At 66.4% G+C, this 18,414-nt stretch carries 20 protein-coding genes; 5 read left to right on the top strand and 15 right to left on the bottom strand.

Annotated elements, in window-relative coordinates:
- The first annotated feature begins 62 nt into the window (after nucleotides 1–62).
- Entirely contained in the window at nucleotides 63–1,265 is a 1,203-nt protein-coding gene (locus BW991_RS22900; protein WP_076604431.1) for an ammonium transporter, read from the top strand.
- 269 nt (nucleotides 1,266–1,534) lie between these two features.
- Complete coding sequence (locus tag BW991_RS22895) at nucleotides 1,535–1,981, top strand: SRPBCC family protein (protein ID WP_076604430.1); 447 nt, start codon at nucleotides 1,535–1,537, stop codon at nucleotides 1,979–1,981.
- 55 nt (nucleotides 1,982–2,036) lie between these two features.
- Here the strand turns inward: BW991_RS22895 and BW991_RS22890 are convergent, their stop codons facing one another.
- Nucleotides 2,037–2,612, bottom strand: coding sequence for a CHRD domain-containing protein (locus BW991_RS22890; RefSeq protein ID WP_139335992.1), 576 nt, complete (start codon nucleotides 2,610–2,612; stop codon nucleotides 2,037–2,039).
- Between the two features lie 594 nt (nucleotides 2,613–3,206).
- Between BW991_RS22890 and BW991_RS22885 the strand changes: the two genes are divergently transcribed.
- Complete coding sequence (locus BW991_RS22885; RefSeq protein WP_076604428.1) at nucleotides 3,207–3,959, top strand: gamma-glutamylcyclotransferase; 753 nt, start codon at nucleotides 3,207–3,209, stop codon at nucleotides 3,957–3,959.
- Here BW991_RS22885 and BW991_RS22880 read toward each other — a convergent pair.
- Complete coding sequence (locus BW991_RS22880; protein ID WP_076604427.1) at nucleotides 3,952–5,046, bottom strand: FUSC family protein; 1,095 nt, start codon at nucleotides 5,044–5,046, stop codon at nucleotides 3,952–3,954. The genes BW991_RS22885 and BW991_RS22880 overlap by 8 nt on opposite strands.
- A gap of 180 nt (nucleotides 5,047–5,226) precedes the next feature.
- On the opposite strand from BW991_RS22880, the gene BW991_RS22875 reads away from it, so the two are divergent.
- Entirely contained in the window at nucleotides 5,227–5,904 is a 678-nt protein-coding gene (locus tag BW991_RS22875) for a hypothetical protein (RefSeq protein ID WP_076604426.1), read from the top strand.
- 26 nt (nucleotides 5,905–5,930) lie between these two features.
- Here BW991_RS22875 and BW991_RS22870 read toward each other — a convergent pair whose 3' ends face one another.
- The gene (locus BW991_RS22870; protein ID WP_076604425.1) at nucleotides 5,931–7,010 is read right to left on the bottom strand and encodes a hypothetical protein; all 1,080 of its coding nucleotides are present in this window, start codon (nucleotides 7,008–7,010) and stop codon (nucleotides 5,931–5,933) included.
- Nucleotides 7,011–7,199: 189 nt separating this feature from the next.
- Nucleotides 7,200–7,841, bottom strand: coding sequence for a LysE/ArgO family amino acid transporter (locus tag BW991_RS22865; RefSeq protein WP_076604424.1), 642 nt, complete (start codon nucleotides 7,839–7,841; stop codon nucleotides 7,200–7,202).
- A 96-nt stretch (nucleotides 7,842–7,937) separates the two neighbouring features.
- On the opposite strand from BW991_RS22865, the gene BW991_RS22860 reads away from it, so the two are divergent.
- A complete protein-coding gene (locus BW991_RS22860) occupies nucleotides 7,938–8,840 on the top strand; it encodes a LysR family transcriptional regulator ArgP (protein ID WP_076604423.1) in 903 nt (300 codons plus the stop codon).
- A 41-nt stretch (nucleotides 8,841–8,881) separates the two neighbouring features.
- On the opposite strand, the gene BW991_RS22855 is transcribed toward BW991_RS22860, so the two are convergent.
- The 11 genes from BW991_RS22855 to BW991_RS22805 all read right to left on the bottom strand — a co-directional run.
- Nucleotides 8,882–9,277 carry a hypothetical protein gene (locus BW991_RS22855; RefSeq protein WP_076604422.1) on the bottom strand — a complete coding sequence of 132 codons (396 nt, stop codon included), beginning with the start codon at nucleotides 9,275–9,277 and terminating at the stop codon, nucleotides 8,882–8,884.
- Nucleotides 9,278–9,288: 11 nt separating this feature from the next.
- Nucleotides 9,289–10,596 carry a sulfite oxidase gene (locus tag BW991_RS22850; RefSeq protein WP_084205210.1) on the bottom strand — a complete coding sequence of 436 codons (1,308 nt, stop codon included), beginning with the start codon at nucleotides 10,594–10,596 and terminating at the stop codon, nucleotides 9,289–9,291.
- 132 nt (nucleotides 10,597–10,728) lie between these two features.
- Nucleotides 10,729–11,658, bottom strand: a complete 930-nt coding sequence (locus BW991_RS22845) for an ABC transporter permease subunit (RefSeq protein WP_212566944.1) — start codon at nucleotides 11,656–11,658, stop codon at nucleotides 10,729–10,731.
- Nucleotides 11,648–12,466, bottom strand: coding sequence for a taurine ABC transporter ATP-binding protein (locus BW991_RS22840; protein ID WP_076604420.1), 819 nt, complete (start codon nucleotides 12,464–12,466; stop codon nucleotides 11,648–11,650). Before BW991_RS22840 ends, BW991_RS22845 begins: the two co-directional genes overlap by 11 nt.
- A 41-nt stretch (nucleotides 12,467–12,507) precedes the next feature.
- Nucleotides 12,508–13,536, bottom strand: coding sequence for a taurine ABC transporter substrate-binding protein (gene tauA / locus BW991_RS22835; RefSeq protein WP_076604419.1), 1,029 nt, complete (start codon nucleotides 13,534–13,536; stop codon nucleotides 12,508–12,510).
- Nucleotides 13,537–13,742: 206 nt separating this feature from the next.
- Complete coding sequence (locus BW991_RS22830) at nucleotides 13,743–15,179, bottom strand: NAD(P)/FAD-dependent oxidoreductase (RefSeq protein WP_076604418.1); 1,437 nt, start codon at nucleotides 15,177–15,179, stop codon at nucleotides 13,743–13,745.
- 29 nt (nucleotides 15,180–15,208) lie between these two features.
- Nucleotides 15,209–15,640 carry a nuclear transport factor 2 family protein gene (locus BW991_RS22825; RefSeq protein ID WP_076604417.1) on the bottom strand — a complete coding sequence of 144 codons (432 nt, stop codon included), beginning with the start codon at nucleotides 15,638–15,640 and terminating at the stop codon, nucleotides 15,209–15,211.
- Nucleotides 15,641–15,801: 161 nt separating this feature from the next.
- On the bottom strand, nucleotides 15,802–16,623 hold the full coding sequence (locus tag BW991_RS22820; RefSeq protein WP_076604416.1) for a thiazole synthase: 822 nt from the start codon (nucleotides 16,621–16,623) through the stop codon (nucleotides 15,802–15,804).
- A 26-nt stretch (nucleotides 16,624–16,649) separates the two neighbouring features.
- The gene (thiS, locus tag BW991_RS22815) at nucleotides 16,650–16,859 is read right to left on the bottom strand and encodes a sulfur carrier protein ThiS (RefSeq protein ID WP_170879163.1); all 210 of its coding nucleotides are present in this window, start codon (nucleotides 16,857–16,859) and stop codon (nucleotides 16,650–16,652) included.
- Between the two features lie 13 nt (nucleotides 16,860–16,872).
- Nucleotides 16,873–17,883, bottom strand: a complete 1,011-nt coding sequence (locus tag BW991_RS22810; protein ID WP_170879165.1) for a YeiH family protein — start codon at nucleotides 17,881–17,883, stop codon at nucleotides 16,873–16,875.
- 358 nt (nucleotides 17,884–18,241) lie between these two features.
- Nucleotides 18,242–18,414 (bottom strand): transposase (locus BW991_RS22805; RefSeq protein WP_139335991.1); only part of this gene is annotated, 173 nt, incomplete at its 5' end.

Raw genomic sequence — 18,414 nt, 5'->3', positions numbered from 1 at the left:
AATATATTTTTCCGGCACGTGAGTTGCTTCAGCGCACCGACCACGCCACCCGGAGCACATTAATGGAGCAGTTCAAAACATCCACCGACGTCCTGTTCGTCTTGCTCGGCGCCATCATGGTGCTTGCAATGCACGCCGGCTTCGCCTTCCTCGAACTCGGCACCGTGCGCAAGAAGAACCAGGTCAACGCCCTCGTGAAGATCCTCAGCGACTTCGCGATGTCGACGCTGGCCTACTTCCTGATCGGCTACTCGCTGGCCTACGGCAACGGCTTCTTCGTCAATGCCGAACAGCTCGCCGCCAACTCCGGCTACGAGCTGGTGAAATTCTTCTTCCTGCTGACCTTCGCGGCCGCAATTCCCGCGATCATCTCCGGCGGTATCGCCGAGCGCGCGCGCTTCGTGCCGCAGCTCATCGCCACCTTCCTGATCGTCGGCATCCTCTACCCCTTCTTCGAAGGCATCGTGTGGAACGGCAATCTCGGCCTGCAGGACTGGCTCGAAGGCGCGTTCGGCGCAAAGTTCCACGACTTTGCCGGCAGCGTGGTCGTGCATGCCTTCGGCGGCTGGATCGCGCTCCCCGCCGTGCTGCTGCTCGGCGCCCGCCGCGGCCGCTACCACAAGAACGGCCAGATCTCGGCGCACCCGCCGTCGAGCATCCCTTTCCTTGCGCTGGGCGCGTGGATCCTCGCCGTCGGCTGGTTCGGCTTCAACGTCATGAGCGCCCAGCGCCTCGACGCCATCAACGGCCTTGTCGCCCTCAACTCGCTGATGGCCATGATCGGCGGCACTCTTGCCGCCCTCGCGGCCGGCAAGAACGACCCCGGCTTCGTGCATAACGGCCCCCTCGCCGGCCTCGTCGCCGTGTGCGCCGGCTCCGACCTCATGCACCCGCTTGGTGCGCTCGCCGTCGGCACCATCGCCGGCGTGCTCTTCGTGCAGCTCTTCACTATCGCCCAGAACCGCTGGAAGATCGACGACGTCCTCGGCGTGTGGCCCCTGCACGGCCTGTGCGGCGCCTGGGGCGGCATCGCCGCGGGCATCTTCGGCAGCAAGGCACTCGGCGGCATCGGCGGCGTCAGCTTCGCCGCCCAGCTGGTCGGTACCCTCGGCGGCATCGTCATCGCGCTCGCGGGCGGCGTCGTGGTGTATGGCCTGATCCGCGCCACACTCGGCCTGCGCCTCGACCCCGAAGAGGAATTCGCCGGTGCCGACCTCGCGATCCACAAGATCTCCGCGACGGCGGAGCACGAGACGTCGTGGTGAGGCGGAAAGAGAAAATCAGTTTGCCCGGAGCGGAATGAAGCCGGCCGGGCCGGCGTGATGAAGATGGCGCGACCCTGGTCGCGCCATTTTTTTGCCCCTTGCGTGCGCGGCGCGATCGTCACCGCACGCAAGATCGATGTCGTGACCGGGGAAGTCAATCGAACTTGCGTCCCGTGCGGGAGCAAGCCCTCGCTTTTTCGCCCTGCGGTTCTATGGTACGAGAAGCGGCGACAACAGCCGCGTATCCACCCCCGACGAAAGGAGAGATCATGCCTACCGGTACCGTCCGTCTGCACCGCGTGCTGCGCGCAAAGCCCGAGAAGATCTACCGCGCCTTCCTCGATGCGGAGGCCCTCGCGCGATGGCTGCCGCCCAACGGCTTCACCTGCAAGGTCGACCATCTGGATGCCACGGTGGGCGGCACCTTCAGGATGGCGTTCAGGAATTTCAGCACGGGCAACGGCCAGTCCTTTGGCGGCAGCTATCTGGAGCTGGTGCCGCACGAGCGCATCCGCTACACGGACAAGTTCGACGACGCCAACCTGCCCGGCGAGATGGTGACGACGGTCTCGCTGCGCCCGGTGGCCTGCGGCGCGGAGGTGAACATCGTGCAGGAGGGCATCCCGGAGGCGGTTCCGGTGGAGTTCTGCTACCTCGGCTGGCAGGAGTCGCTCGAGCATCTGGCGCGGCTCGTCGAGCCCGAAATTCCGGACTGACGCCCCGCCCTGCCCCTTCCGCGGGACAGGGCGCGGCGGTCATCGATCAGGCCGATTACTGGATCAGTCCACGCAGCTCCCCTGCGGGCGAATCGCCGGTGAGTCCGGGGGTCTGGTTGTTGGTGCCGTCGAGATCGCTGGTATGCACGACGATGGTCGCCCGCCGCTCCGTGATCGCCTTGATCAGGCCGGCGACGCCGGTGCTCCCCGGATTACCGGGATCGAAAGCGAGCGGGCCGACCAACTGGGCATTGGTCATGATGAAGCCGGCACTCAGGCTGCCCTCGCTCATGTCCGCAACATTGCTGTTCGGCGTCCCCGGGACGGTCGGCACGAACCAGAATGCAATCGGCCCGACCGGCTGATTGTTGGCGACCGGCCCCGAGCCGGCGATGTGGATGTGGGCCATGAACAGGTTGCTGAGGCCGGCGACGTTCATCCTGAAGCGGATGGCGGTGCCGGTCTCGTGCTCGATCACGTCGAAATCCGCCTGGCCGGTCGCCCGCGTGGCAATGGCATTGCCGGCGAGATCGCCGCCCACGAGTTGCGCCCTGAAGTGCAAAGGGTCCTGAGCGTGGGCGGCGGTAACGAGCCCGAGCGTCAAGGCAAGCGCGGTCAAAGTCTTACGCATGTTGGGTGTCCTCCTTGGGTGACATCTCCGTTGATCAACACGACGCCACGGCCTGCCGCATGACACGGCTCGGAATGATTTCCCCAAGCGGTATCGGGACCACGCGCCCGCCGCTGTGTCGCCATGACTGTAAACACCCGCGCGCGGCATTTATTCCCGCTCATTAGCCGAAGCGAAAATTCACCCCGGGCTCGCACGCCCCCAACGCCCGTTTCGCAGTCACAGTGGCGACCACGGTTTCCTCGCGCATTTGCAGGGTCCGCCATACCTCCGCCCTGCAGTCAAACGCCCGCCCCCGCCAGACGACCGGATCCCGACCATTACGAGTGGCTGCGTCCCGGCACGCAACTGTTGCGATATCAGCAATCGAATATTTGCGATTGTTGTCTTTTTTGCCACGCTCCGCGCACGTAAAGTTCTACCAACGCCGCAAGCAAGCGGCTCGACGAATCACCCCGCTCCGTTATCCAGCAAATTCGCCCCCCACGTCGGCGATGACGTGACCATCACGATCTCGCTCGAAGCGGTCAAGGGCTGAGCGAAACCTTCGCCCGCAGGCGGGGGACGACCGCCTTCCAGCACCAGGGGAAATCGATGAATGACGCGTTCCGCTACCTCCCCGAGTTGCACGGCAGGATCATCGGCGCGGAAGACTCCGGACTGCGCATCTCGAACGAGATGCTCGCCGCGTGGGATGTCCAGGCGCACGCCCGCGGCCTCGGCGCGAACTGGCGGGTGTCGGACGAAGCGCTCGAAGCATCCCGCCGCGCCACGCTCTCAGCCATCGCCGCGTCGCAGGATCTGTGGATCTTCGCCTACGGATCGCTGATGTGGGATCCCGGCTTTCACTTCGCCGAGGTGCGCCGCGCCTCGCTGCCGGGTTACGAGCGCCGCTTCACGCACAAGACGACGATCGGACGCGGATCTCCCGAACACCCCGGCCTGGTCCTGTCGCTGGAACCGCGGGCGGGACGCTGCGATGGTCTGGCCTTCAGGATCGAACGCTCGACGCTCGAGCGGGAATCCCTCATCTTCTGGCGCAGGGAAATGATTCTGGGCGGGTATCAGCCCCGCATCCTGCCGGTTTCGACGCCCCAGGGCGCCCTCGATGCCCTGGTGCTGGTGTCGGACCCCGCGGACGAAACCGGGGCATCGGAAATGCCACTGCATGAAGTGGCAAACGTGATCATGCATGCCTGCGGCAATCGCGGCAGCAATCTCGATTACCTCCGCCAGGTCGTGGCGCAGCTCGATCGCCTGTGCGTGACGGACGACTATGTCAGGCGCCTTGCGTGCCTGGTCGGCATCGACGCGCGCACCGGATGCGTGGCGACGCCGGCTAGCTGAAGAGGCGCGCGGGAACCAGCCGCCGCATCTGCGCACCGACGACGGTGCGGAACCGCGGGCTGTGCAGGCAGATGCCGCCCGCGAAGCCGACCAGGCAACCGAGCAGGGTGTCGAAGAAGCGCGCCTGGATCAGTTCGGTGGCCGAGCCGTGCCCCAGCGTCGCGGCCTCCGCCAGCAGGATGGTCAACGGCGTGATGAAGATTGCCGCAAAGCCGTAGTGGCGCACGACGGCGGTTTCGACGACGAAGGCCAGCCCGATCATCACCAGCGAGATGGACCATTTGTCCAGCGGCAGGCTCAGCAGCCCCCACGACACGAGCATGCCGATGGCGGTGCCGAGAAGGCGATGCAGCTGCTTGTCCCACACGGCGCGCAGGTTCATGCCCTGCATCACCGCGAGGCAGCTCACGGGCACCCAGTAGGCCCGTTCGAGTTGCAGCAGCTGCGCGAGCGCGAGCGACACGCCGACGCTCAGGCCGATCACGACCGAGTCGAACACCACGAAATCGAAGGTCGGCGCGGGCAGCGGCTCGACCGGCCGGGGATCGCGCCGGCGCAGGATGTACACGCTGTAGAAGAACGCGATCAGGCTCGCCAGCAGGCAGCCCATCGCGAACAGCCCGACCTTGAGCGGCACCTCCAGGATGCCGCCGGGCGAATACGCGCCGATCGACGCCGCCATGATGAAGAACAGGCTCCCCGGCGGCCCGACGCGGTAGAAGCGGCACACCATCGTGACGAGGATCGCGGTGAAGGTCAGCACCATCATCATCACCGGCGGCACGAGGTGGCTCATCACCCCCAGCGCGTAGCTGGCCGTCATCGCGAACGCGCTCGCCATCAGCGCGACCATGCGGTGATGCAGCGGCGTTTCCGGCAGATACAGGAAGACCAGCCCGCCCAGCGACGAGATCAGGCCGTAGTCCATGCGGTCGAACCAGGCGCCCACCAGCAGCGGCAGGCCCGTGGCCAGCGCCGCGGCGAACGGCATCTGCCAGGGGCGGTCGCTCGGCTTGATCGTCATGAGCTGGCGCAACTCGTCGCGGAGCAGCGCCGCGACCCTGCTCCAACTGCCGGGGACTGTCATCGGTCGGGATCTTCGAATTCGGACGCGAGGATGCAAGGGTAGCGCACTTCCGCTGCGGCGCAGCGTCGGCACCGGGGCTCCGCGGCGGCGGCTCGATCCGTACGGCATGCATTCGTGCCGCGAACCGATCGGGGAGGATTCCATCTAAATGTTTCCACCAACCCCAGGAAGGAGGAATTCATGCATGACACGAAGAAGACGGTGAGGATTCTGGCGGGAGCCCTGGTCATGTGGGGCGCGTCGCTGCCTGCGATGGCGGTCGACATGTCGTTCTTCGTCACCAGCGCGGGCCCCGGCAACGGGGCGAATCTCGGTGGGCTCGAAGGCGCCGACCGGCATTGCGAGAAGCTCGCCGCGACGGCCGGAGCCGGAAAGCGCACCTGGCGCGCCTATCTCAGCACGCAGGCGGCAGCAATCAATGACACCAATGTCGTGCACGCACGCGATCGCATCGGCACCGGCCCCTGGTTCAATGCCAAAGGCGTGCTGATCGCGCGCAATGTCGACGAACTGCACTCGCCGCACTCCAATCTGACCAAGGCCACCCTGCTGGACGAGAAGGGACAGATGGTGAACGGCCGCACCGAAAAACCCAACCGCCATGACATCCTCACCGGCTCGCGCCCCGACGGGACGGCCTTCCCGCCCAGCCCGCCGTTCCATGACATGACCTGCGGAAACTGGACGAAGGGCGGCGACGAAGGCATGGCGATGACCGGCCACCACGACCGCGCCGGCCCGACCGGAGACGCGTGGGCGACATCGTGGAACTCGGCCCACCCGACGCAGGGCTGCAGCCAGAAGGCGCTGCAGAGCACGGGCGGCGACGGCCTCCTCTACTGCTTCGCCGAAAAGTGAACGCCGCGGGGGCGGAACGGCCCCGCCTACCGGCACAGGCAACCGGGGACGATCTGCTCCTCGTAGCTGCAGCATCCCCGGTCGGTCGTCCCGTCTGCCGACAGGCAGAATCTCCCGCCGAAGCCGATTCTTGCCCGCAGCCGGGCATTGTCGGCGTTGGCACCGCAGCCCACCGACGACAACCTGCCCGCCGCGATCTCCGCCGGCGAGCCGTCGCCGTTCACGCACGCGCGGTTGGCGATGACGGCGCTCACGGCACATTGTTCCCACGACGGCCGCTCCGACTCCGCCGCCGGCAACGCACACCTCCGAAGTTCCTCGCGCCGCATCACGGCCACGTCGTCGCGCTCGGCGCGGGTCGCCTGTGTGCACCATTCCCGGTGTACGGCGGGATTGCCCTGCCAGTGCGCCCCCGAGAAACCGCAGTTGCGCGCGACCATCTCGTTGTATCGGGCAACCGCCTCCTCGGCATAGCTGTCGCACGCCCCGCCGAGCGTGCGCGCGCGCGTTTCGTACGCGCGATTGTCGAGATCGGCCTGCTCCCGCTCCGCCGGCTCGACGCACACATGGTCGGTCGGCGAGGCTTCGCGCCACACGTACCCGGGCAGGCAGGCGCGGCTGCCACGCGTGTTCGCGGCGTTGGCGTTCTCCTCGCGCACGCGCTGCCGCGCGGCTGGATCGACGCACACGAAATCCGTCGGCGACGCCTCGCGCCACACGAAGCCCGGCAGGCAGGTGTCCAGCCCCTCGGGGCCGCCGGTACGGTTGCGGCGTCTGTCGGCCAGTTCGTTTTCACGGCGCGCCCTTTCGCGCCCGGACGGCGTGACGCAGGTGGTGTCGCCGGCATAGGCCTCGCGCGCGACGAAGCCCGGACTGCAGACCCCCGGATTCAGGCTCCCCGGCGCCCGGCGCGAGGTCGCGAGGTCGTTGTCGCGCCGTACCCTGTCGCGCACTTCGGGCGTCACGCACACGTAGTCGCCGGGGAAGGCATCGCGCCATACGTATCCGGCATCGCATTGCCAATCGGCCGCGGTCGCCGTCGGGACGGCAGCCGGGCACAGTGCCAGGCACACAACGATGCGCGCCGCCAAGCGCAGGCTCGCCAAGGAATCCCCTCCTCGTAGTCGCACGGATGTCGCGGCGGGGGCGTGCGCGTCACGCCGCCGTCGGATTCATATCGAAGAATAGACGACTGCATGATATGTAATCCGCCTGACCGGGAAAATCCCGGCACCGCGCCACGAAGCGTACGTTTGTCGCCGGCAATGAACCCGCACGGCGCCAACGCCGCGTCCCTATCGCCCGGCGCGGATCTCGCCGATGGCCGCAACGCCGTTTCCCTGCAGCAGACTGAGCGCCAGCGCGAACATCACCAGCGCCATCAGGGCATCGAGCACGCGCCACGCCAGCGCACGGTCGAAGAGCGGCGCCAGCACGCGGGCGCCGTAGGCCAGCGCGAAGAACCACAGCAGGCTGGCGGCGGCCGAACCGGCACCGAACACCCAGCGCCCCTGCTCGCCGTGCTGGTTCGCGAGGCCGCCGAGCAGCACCACCGTGTCGAGATACACGTGGGGATTCAGGAAGGTGAAGCCGAGGCAGGTGGCCACGGCCGTCGCGAGCGGTACCGGCGCCCCGGTTTCGACGTGCAGACGCTCGCCATGCCAGGCGCGCCGGGCGGCGAGCCCGCCATAGATGAGCAGGAAGATCGCACCGCCGTAACGCGCAAGGCTCAGTACGACCGGACTGGACTGGATCAGGGCGCCCAGGCCCGCAATCCCGGCGCCGATCAGCAGCGCATCGGAGAGCGCGCAGATCAGCGTGATCGGCAGCAGGTGCTCGCGCCGGATGCCCTGCTGCAGCACGAAGGAATTCTGCGCGCCGATCGCGACGATGAGCGCCATGCAGGCGAGGAATCCGGCCAGAAATTGGGTTTCCATGAAGTGGGCTCGACGAAGGTTGTCGAGCCCACTCTAGCGGGCGAGAATCGCTCAGAAAAACTAAACTTTCTAAGTTATCGTTAATTTTTCTGAACCATGAAGATCGACAATGCCCAGCTTGCGGCCTTCGCCATGGTGGTCCGCGAAGGCTCGTTCGAAGCTGCCGCCCGCAAGCTCCACGTCACGCCCTCGGCAGTGAGCCAGCGCATCAAGCTGCTGGAGGAACGTCTCGGACAGGTGCTGATCCGGCGCGCCACCCCCTGTCAGGCGACCGAAGCCGGAAAGACGCTGGTGCGCTACACGGAAGAGCTGGCGCTGCTCGAGTCGGAAATGCTCGGCACGCTGGGTAGCACCGGTGCGACGGCGCAGGCGAGCCTGCGGATGCCCATCGCGGTCAATGCCGACTCGCTGGACAGCTGGTTCCTCGGGGTCTTCGACGCAATGCCCGCCGAACCGCCGGTCAGCTTCGATCTGCGCGTCGAGGACCAGGATCATTCGGCCGCGCTGCTGCGCGACGGTACCGTGATGGCGGCCGTCAGCGCGAGCCCGGCGCCGATCCAGGGCTGCACGGTCGAACCCCTCGGCGTGATGCGCTACCTCGCGGTGACCTCGCCCGCCCACGTCGCCCGCCATTTCCCGGCCGGCGTCGATGCGGCCAGCCTCGGCAGCGCGCCGATGCTGCGCTTCAGCCTGAAGGACGCGCTGCAGCAGCAGTTCATCGCGCGCTTCACAACCGACGCATTGCAGCCGCCAACCCACATGGTGCCCTCGGTGCATGGCTTCGTCGCGCTGGCCAGGCGCGGTCTGGGCTGGGGCATGGTGCCGGAGCATTTCGCGCAGTCGGCCATCGCGGCGGGCGAACTCGTCGAGATCGCGCCCGGCAACTACCTCGACGTGCCGCTCCACTGGCACCGCTGGCGCCTGGGCTCGCAGGCGCTGAACGCCCTGACCTCAGCGGTGCGGGCGGTCGCGCGGAATGCCTTGCGCCAGCCGCCGTAAGAGCGATTTTCTGCCAGCGGGGCCGGGTGGGTCGCGCCTGTTCATCTTGCCGCCGCTGCCGAGGGCAAAGGCGGCATCAACTCCGCAGCGAGGGGCGGCAGTTTCAGCATGCTGCCCGTCTGCGCCTTGATGCCGTATTGCGCGGCGAGGTAGTCGAGAATCTCGCCCTCGAACGAGCCGAGGTCGAACAGACCCTGGGTCCGTTGCATCCAGCGGATCGTTTCGACCCAGCCATCCCGCGTCTTGCCAGACTGTGTCACCAACTTTGCGGAATGGCAGAGCGTACAGTAGGCCTTGACGAGCGGGAAACCGGGGGCAATGGCGAGCCCGGTTTCGGCGTCGGTCGGCGGCGCGGACGCGCCCTGCGCGTGTGCTGCCGGCAAGGCCAGCACCAGCAGCAGTGTGCCCAGCGCATTGCGGAGGAAATTCGGCTTCATCGCCCTCCTCCTCAGATGCTGCGCAGGGCGATGCGGTGGATCTGGTTGTTACCGTAGCCGCCGGTGTTCCAGCCCGGGGCAACGATCGGCTGCGTGATCCCGCTGTCATCGGTGGCGCGCGCCCAGATTTCGTAGTAACCCTTCTTCGGTAGTTTCAGCGCGATGCGGAAACGGGTTGGCGCGAAGCGGTTGCGCGCACGACCGAGCTTCGCCGGAAGCCAGCTCTGGCCAAAATCGTAGGACACTTCCACGCTGCGGACGCCGCGTTCGGCGGTCCATGCCTGGCCCCGTACCTCGATCTCCGTGCCCTGCGGGTGCTGGCTGCCCGACTGAGGAAAGGTGATCAGCGACTTGACGGGCATCTTTTCCAGAATGCAGTAGTCGTCCGACTGCTCGCCCGGCGCGATCGGATTGCAGGCGACGCGGTAGTCGTGACCGCCCATCTTGGTGCCGTCATGCACCTTGTCACGCACCGCAATGCGCTTCAGCCACTTGCCGGTGACCGAGCCCGGCACACCGCCGGCCACCAGACGCAGCGGAAAGCCGTGCACCTGACGCAGCGGTTCGCCGTTCATGGCCCAGGCCAGCAGGGTCTCGTCCTCCATCGCCTTGGCGATCGGGCAACCGCGCGAGATCACGGGGCGCTTGCTGTCGCCAGACAGGTGCAGGTCGTCGCCCTCGTAGCCGATATAGACGGCCTTGTCGGTGACGCCTACCTCGCGCAGCACGTCGGCGAGGCGCACGCCGGTCCATTCGGGAAAGCCGACGCCGCCGTAGGTCCATTGGCTGCCCTTGGCCGGCGGCTGAAAGCCGGAGCGGCCGTTGCCGCCGCATTCGAGGCCGATCTGCAGCGTCACCGCCTTGAAGCGCGACTCGAGTTCCTTCAGCGTGAATTCGCGCGGTGCCCTGACCGCCTCGCCGTCGATGCGCAACACCCAGGCGTCAGCGTCGGCCATCGGCGCGGGGACCAGGCCGTTGTTGCGCACGAACAGCTTGTCGACCGGCGTGACGTCGTCGTCGAGCAGATGCGCCGGCGTCTCGGCGACGAAGGGTCGGTCGCCGAGAACGATGAGGTCGGGGCGCTTGCCGAAGACCTCCAGCGAATCCTTGCCCGGCGCGTCGCCCTCCGCCAGTGCGACCGGAATTATGCCGTCTGGAAGGAAGCGGCCGAACGGCAAGTGCGCGCCGATCGCCGCAGACACCGCCAGCAGGGTTCCCTTGCGGATGAAGCGCCGTCGCCCGGGCAATGCCGGAGTGCCTGATTCGGTCGGCTCCGAAGGCTTTGCGAGTGGGGCGATGATTTTTTCGTTTGTATGCATGACTCATCCAGGTAGAAATGGCGATTCATCGCGCCGGGCACCCGGCGGGTAACCAGAATCGCGGCACAAGGAAACTCGCCTACAGAGCCCGAGGCGAGTTCTCCTTGCCACACGTGGAAATCAGCTTCCTCGTTACACCTTCCCTTTCCACGGCACCATCAGGCGCTCGACATAGCGCATCAACACGTCGAAGGCGAAGGCGAAGAGGCCGATGACGAGGATGCCCATGATGACGATGTCGCTGGCGAGGAACTCGGCGGCGTTGAGCACCATGAAGCCGAGACCCTTGGTGGAGGCGACCATCTCGCCGGCAACCAGGGTCGACCAGCCCACACCGATGCCGATGCGCATGCCGGTGAACACTTCGGGGATCGCCGCTTTCAGGATCACGTGGAAGATCACCTGGGTGCGGCTCGCGCCCATCGAGTAGGCGGCGTGGATCTGCTCCATCGACACCGAGCGCACGCCGGAGCGGGCGGCGATGGCCATCGGCGCGAAGATCGCCAGGAAGATCAGGTAGACCTTCGAGAACTCGCCGATGCCGAACCAGATGATGACCATCGGCAGGTAGGCGAGCGGCGGCAGCGGGCGGTAGAGCTCGATCGGGGGATCGAACACGCCGCGCGCGACGCGGTTGACGCCCATCAGCACGCCGATCGGGATCGCCGTCAGGCAGGCGAGCAGGAAGGCGCCCATCACGCGGGCGAGGCTTGTCAGCGCATGTTCGAGCAGCGTCGCGCCGGCGAAGCCTTCGGTCGAGACGGCGACGAACTTGTCGATCACGGCCAGCGGCGACGGCAGGAAGAGCGGCTTCACCCAGCCGGCGGACGTGACGAGGAACCACAGCCCGAGCAGCATCGCGATCGTGACGGAGCTGATCATCGAGCTACCGCCCTGCCCCGGTGCGCCGAAGGCCTGGCCGGGCTTGACCGAGCGCGTCGCGAACAGCCGCGTGAGCAGTCCGGGCGTCGCGGCGCGTTCGTTCGGAATGTGCATCGCGATGGCGCCCCCTTGTCCTGCCGAGGGCGCGAGACGCGTGGCGGTGTTGGATTTACGCAGCATGGGCCACCTCCTGTTCCGTGGCGTTGCCGCGTTCGTCGCCGTAGATGATGCCGAGCACCTTCTCGCGCATCTTGATGAAATCCGGGCTGGACTTGACCGCACGGGCGTCACGGCACTCGAGGAAGCGGCGGTTGAAGTCGAGGTCGTAGGTGTGGGTGATGCGCCCGGGGCGCGGTGACATCACGATCAGGCGGCTGGCGAGGAACAGTGCTTCCTCGACGCTGTGGGTGATGAAGAAGAACATCTTGTTGGTCTTCTGCCACACGTCGAGCAGCAGTTCCTGGATCGTTTCGCGTGTCAGCGCGTCGAGCGCGGCCATCGGTTCGTCCATCAGCAGCATCGCGGGATTGCAGGTGAGCGCGCGGGCAATGCCGACGCGCTGCTGCATGCCGCCCGAGAGGTGGTAGATCATGTGCTGGTGGAAGTCCTGCAGGCCGACGAGCTTGAGGTTGCGGGCGGCAAGCTCGCGCCGTTCGGCCTTGGGCACGCCCTGCAGCTTGAGGCCGAACTCGGTGTTCTCCATCACGTTGAGCCAGGGCAGCAGTGCGTGCTTCTGGAACACGACGCCGCGGTCCGAGCCGGGACCTTGCACGCGCCGGCCGCCGAGCTGGATCTGGCCGGAGGACGGCGAGATGAAGCCCGCCATCAGGCTCAGCAGAGTCGTCTTGCCGCAGCCGGAGGCGCCCAGTGCGACGACGAAGTCGCCGCTGTCGATGGTGAGGTTGATGTTGTCCAGCGCATGTACCTGCTCCCCGGGGCGATGCCCCGGGTAGACCACGCTGACGCCCTGGATGTGAAGGCTGTCCATGCGAATTCTCCTAGTGCTCTGTGGGGGCCGGGACGGACGGCTCAGTTCAGCTTCAGGGCCGCTTCGGCGTACTTCGGCGTCACGTACTTGCCGTAGTCGGGGGCGAGCACGTCGATACGCTTCTGGTCCTTGAGGAATTCGGCGGTCGCCTTGAGCGCCCTGGCGACCCCGCCCTGCTGGCCGCCGGCGAGCCACGCGCTGGAGGCCTGCTCTTCGAGCGACGGATAGCGGTAGAGCCTGAGCGCCGCCGCGGCATCGTTGGCGTTGCCGCCGATGGCCTTGACGATGGACTTCACCTGCGGGGAGTCGGCGGTCCAGGCCTGCGGGTTGTTGCGGTAGGAGGCGTCGGCATCGGCGATGGCCTTGACGAACCTCACCATGAACTCGGGATTGGCCTCGGCCCAGCTACGGTTCACGGCCATGCCGTCGAAAGTCGCCTTGCCCTTCTTGCTCAGTTCGCCGGAGGTGATCATGACCTTGCCCGACTGCTTGATACGGGAGAGCGCCGGATCCCAGACGTAGGCGGCGTCGATGTCGCCGCGCTCCCAGGCGGCGGCAATCTGGTTGGGCTGCATGTTGAGCACCTGCACCTCGGAGGGCTTCAAGCCCCACTGCTCGAGGGCATACATCGTGTGGAAGTGGGTGGTGGAGACGAAGGGGGTGCCGAGCTTCTTGCCCTTGAGGTCTTGCGGCTTGTCGATGCCCGAGCCGTCGCGTACGACCAGGGCTTCCGCCTCATTGATGTCATCGAGGATCCAGAAGAGCTGGATGTCGACGTCGCGGCTCACCGCGGCGGTCATCGGGCTGGAGCCGATCACGCCGATCTGCACGTCGCCGGACGTCATCGCCGTGGCGACTTTTGCGCCGGAGTCGAACTGCCGCCACTTGACCTTGTAACCGGTCGCCTTCTCGACGCTGCCTTCGGCGATGGCGACGAGCAGCGGGCCGACGATCTGCTGGTAGGCGACAGTGACCTCTTTCTGCTCGGCAAAGGCGCTTCCGGCGACGATGGTGGTGCCTGCGAGTACCGAACCTACGATGCGTCCAACAATACGCTTGATGCTGTTCATGGCTTGTCTCCTTCTGTGGTGTGTCTTCGGCCGCTGCGCACGCTCTCGTGGGCGCTCTGTGTCGCCGCGGCTAGGCTGCTTGAAACTGCGGTATGCGCTAGGCACCTCCCTCGAACTGCAAGATCTGGATTGACCGGGCCCCTGGCGGCGCGGAAATCCGCGTCACCACAGGCTGGATATGAGGCGGGACGGAAAAGCCGGCGGGCTTAGAGGACTTCGTCCTTGAAGTGGTACCAGCGGTACAGCCACCACTGGCCGAAGCGCCGGAAGGGCGCGAACATTTCCGATTCGACCACCTCGCGCACGTTCGGGAACGGCAGCTTCGAGCGGAAGATCGGGAGTTCCGGCGTGCGGATGCCGGCGATGTTCTCCGCCAGCCGCCGGCCGGCCTGCGCCGAGTACATGACGCCATTGCCGCCGTAGCCGAGGGCGTAGTAGATCGTTTCCTTCGGGTCCGGCTGGTAGATGCGCGGCATCATGTCGTGGCTGACATCCACCCAGCCCCACCACGAGTAGTCGATCTGGATGCCTTCGAGCGCCGGAAATTTGCGATGCAGGTCGCGGATCAGGAACTGCTTGTACTTGTCCTCGGGCGCGTCGCGGCCGCTGATCGCGCTGCGGCTGCCGATCTGCACGCGGCCATCGGGCATCAGGCGGTAGTAATGGCGCAGGATGCGGGTGTCGGTGATGACCTGGGTCGTGCGGAAATTGCACGCGTCGATTTCGGCCTTGGTCAGCGGACGCGTGACGATGGAGTTCGACAGGATCGGCAGCAGGCGATTCTTGACCTCGCGGTGCAGGCCGTTCGACGTATAGCCACCCGTGGCGATGCCGACCGCGCGGGCACGCACGATGCCGCCGGGGGTGCGCAGGTAATGCACGCCGTTCTTCGTCTCCCAGCCCATCACGGGGCTGGCCGGGTGCACCTTGACGCCCAGCGCGCGCGCCTTTTTCAGGTAGCCGAAGGCGAGCTTGCCGGCGTGGATGCCGATGCCCTCGGGCTCGTGCATCGCCCCCGCGGCTTCCTTGTCGTCGACGTATTCGCGCTTCACGGTGTCGGCGTCGAGGATGCGTGCGTCGTACTTGAAGACCTCGCGCAGGAGCTTCGCCTCCTTCTCCAGCACCGGCATCACGCGCGGCTTGTGCGCGATGTAGAGGTGGCCGCCGGGCTGCGGCTCGCAGTCGATGTCGCTGATCATCTCCTTGAAGTACGCCATCGCGTCGCACACTTCCTCGTGCAGGCGCAGCGCGGTGTCGAGACCGTAGCGCTCGATCCACTGCGAGCGCTTGAGCCGCCCGGAGGCGCACTGCGCCTGGCCGCCATTGCGCGTGCTGCAGCCCCAGGCGGTGCGGTTGGCTTCGAGCACGGTCGCCTTGATGCCGTGCTTCTCGGCGAGCGAGATCGCCGCGGTCAGGCCGGTGAAGCCGGAGCCGATGATCGCGACATCGACGTCGAGGTCGTGCGTCACCGGGCCGTCGTCGGCGGGCGGCTCACCGGCGGTGCCGATCCAGTAGGTCGGCGCGTAGTCGCGCCCCTGTCCCGGCGTCACCGCAACGAGCGGGTCGTAGGCCGGATCATAGGGCTGCGCCGGCGCGGTAGCGCGCCCGCTGGTTACGATCCGCTTCTCTGCAATGGCTTCCATGTCCCGACTCCTGATGTGCCTGGGGATGCTCAGTTGCTCACTCGGTTGGCAACAGCGGCGACCGGCGGGCGGTCCTTGCGGTAGGCGTTCTTGACCGCGATCTTGCCGTCGCGGAAGGTGAAGACGTCGACCATGCGCGCCTCGATGCGGGTGCCGTCGGCCTTGGTGCCCGCGAAGGTCGATTCCGATACGCCGCGGTCGCCGCACACGAAGTGTTCGCCGTCGAGCCAGGCGGCATCGGGGAAGGTCTGCCACGCGAGCTCGAAGCCCGCGCGTACCGCGTCGCGACCGACGAAGCTCTTGCCGAACAGCTCCGGCCCGGCTACCGCGTGGAACACGCAGTCCGCGGCCATGAAGCTCATCAGGGCCTCGATGTCGTGACGGTTCCAGGCGTCGGCGAAGGCTTTCAGCGTGTCGGCGGTGGCTTCGCTGCGGATCGGGGTGGCGGTGAGGCTGCTCATGAAAGTCGGTCTCCGAAGATCTGATTTTTGGTTAATACGAAACGTCTTGTACCGTTTTTTGAAACTTGATTTACATTAGGACTGCACCGATACGCTGTCAAGAGATATTTCATATATCGGTACGTTTTTGTATATTTTTCGAAATCTAAACGTATTTTGGCTCACGCGATGCGACCGGCCATCGGCGACGACGGCGAGGCGGCAAAGCGGCGCGGCATGCGGCCCGCGAGGAAGGCCTCGCGCCCACCCTGCACCGCCAGGCGCATCGCCCGCGCCATGCGTACCGGCTCGCGCGCGTGGGCGATCGCGGTATTCATCAACACCCCGTCGCACCCCAGCTCCATCGCGATCGCCGCGTCGGACGCGGTGCCGACGCCGGCATCGACGATCACCGGCACCCGCGCCTGCTCGATGATCAGCGACAGGTTCCACGGGTTGAGGATGCCCATGCCCGAGCCGATCAGGCTCGCCAGCGGCATCACCGCGACACAGCCGATGTCCTCCAGAATGCGCGCCTGGATCGGGTCGTCGCTGCAATACACCATCACCTCGAAGCCGTCCCTCACCAGCGCCTCGGCCGCTTTCAGCGTCTCGGGCATGTTCGGGAACAGCGTCTTGTCGTCGCCGAGCACCTCGAGCTTGCACAGCGGGTGGCCGCCGAGCAGTTCGCGCGCGAGCTGCAGGGTGTACACGGCGTCCTTCGCGTTGAAGCAGCCGCCGGTGTTGGGCAGGATCGTGAAACGATCGGGCGGCACGGCGTCGAGCAGGCTCGGCTCGTTGGCGTGCTGGCCGATGTTCACGCGGCGGATCGTCACCGTGACGATCTCGGTGCCGCTCGCGTCGACCGCGGCGCGGGTCTCGTCGAAATCGCGATACTTGCCGGTGCCCACCAGCAGGCGCGACGCGTAGGTCCGCCCCGCGATCGTGAGTCCCGCGTCGGTCGCGGCAGGCCGGATTTCATCCGGGGTGTCGTTCAAGTTCATTCCGTTCGCTCCTCGTCTATTTGTTTTTAGCCGCCGCCGATCGCAACGACGACCTCGACGCGATCCTCCGGCTTCAGGATGCGGCCGGCCCATCCCGGCGACGGGATCACCTCGCGATTCACGGCGACCGCGACGCGCTTGCCCAGCAGGTCCAGGCTCGCGATGAGGTCGTGCAGCGTGCGGCCGGCGCGCAGCATATGCGCAGCGCCGTTCAGTTCTATCGTTACGCTTACCACGGTCAGTCCTCCGTCATTGCGCCGCGATCAGGCGCGCGGCGAAGACCACCGCCAGCATGTAGGCGGCGACGAACAGCGCCTCGCCCGACAGCAGCACGATCGGCTTCCAGCCCAGTTCGGCGAGCTTTTCGAGTGAAGTCTTCACGCCCAGCGCGGCGATCGAGATCACCAGGCACCAGCGCGACAGCGTCGAACTCGCCTCGACCAGCTCGTGCGACAGCAGGCCCAGGCTGTTGAGCGTCGCCAGCGCCGCAAAGGCGACGAGGAAGAGCGGCAGGATGGGCGTCTTCGTGCCGACACCGCCGTTGGCCTTGCGCCGCTCGCCGTGGAACACCAGCGCGAGCACCACGACCACCGGCATCAGCATCGCGACGCGGAACATCTTCGCGAGCGTCGCCGCGTCGCCGACCTCGGGCGAGATGATCAGTCCCGCACCGACAACCTGCGCCACGTCGTGGATCGAGCCGCCGAGGAACAGCCCCGCCTCGCTCACCGACAGCCCGGTGGCCTTCACGACCAGCGGGTACAGCACCATCGCGACGGTCGAGAAGATCGCCACGCCGATCGCGGTGAGCAGCGTGTAGCGCTCGGTTTCGCGCGTCGCGGGCAGGGTCGACGAGATCGCGAGCGTCGCCGAGATGCCGCAAATGCCGGTGCCGCCGCCCGACAGCAGACCCAGCAGGGGCGGCAGGCCGAGCACGCGGGCGAGCAGCAGGCCGAAGCTGATGGTTAGCAGCACCGCGCCGACCAGCGCGCCGACGCCGATCAGGCCCAGGTCGCTGACGTCGCTCGCGACGATGCGGGCCCCCAGCAGCGCGACGCCGAAGCGCACGAGCTTCTTCGCCGAAACCTCGATGCCCGGGATGCACTTGTCGCTGTCGGACAGGAAATGGAACGCGATGCCCAGCAGCAGCGCATAAAGAAATTGGGGTCCGCCGTAATGCTCGGACACGAAAGTCGCCGCGACCGCGATCACGGCGCACAGCATGAATCCCGGCATCAGCACGCGCACCTCGCTGAACATCACGGGCGGCGCAATTGTCGTTTGAGTGGTCATTGGATCGGGGTCCGGTGGGGATTCTGGATTCTGCTCGGGCACCTTGTTCCTCCCCCTTCAAGGGGGGCGGAGCAGGGGTTTCAGCGAGCACTGCTCGCTGCCTGCAGAGCGGTGAGGCAACGCCGAGACTACCGGTCAGGAGGGGGATGGGTTTCTGCGACGGTTACCTAACAGGGTGATGCAAAAACGCGCGACACGGTGTCAACCGGGGGGGCACGGATTGATTTTCATGACGACTTCCTCGCCGGAATTGGATTTTCAATTCGGCTCGAATTGCCCAAGCGGCCACCGGCGTGTGCCGTGGAGGCCCTTTTTGCTCCGCAGTTCACGCCTTCACCCCCGAATCACTCAATTTCGCGATTCTAAGCAGGTTGTACGCCGCGCCAGAGATGAAGGCCGCCATCTGGGTCTTCGCCTGCCCGATGAATCGACTCTTGCGCATTCCACCGACCGTTTTAAGCCAGCCGAAGATTTCCTCGACCCGTTTGCGCTTGCGTT

It is taken from the genome of Aromatoleum tolulyticum (assembly GCF_900156155.1).
Taxonomy (GTDB): domain Bacteria; phylum Pseudomonadota; class Gammaproteobacteria; order Burkholderiales; family Rhodocyclaceae; genus Aromatoleum; species Aromatoleum tolulyticum.
Note: the sequence above shows the minus strand (reverse complement) of the source record. Positions and strands in the feature narration are given on the sequence as shown.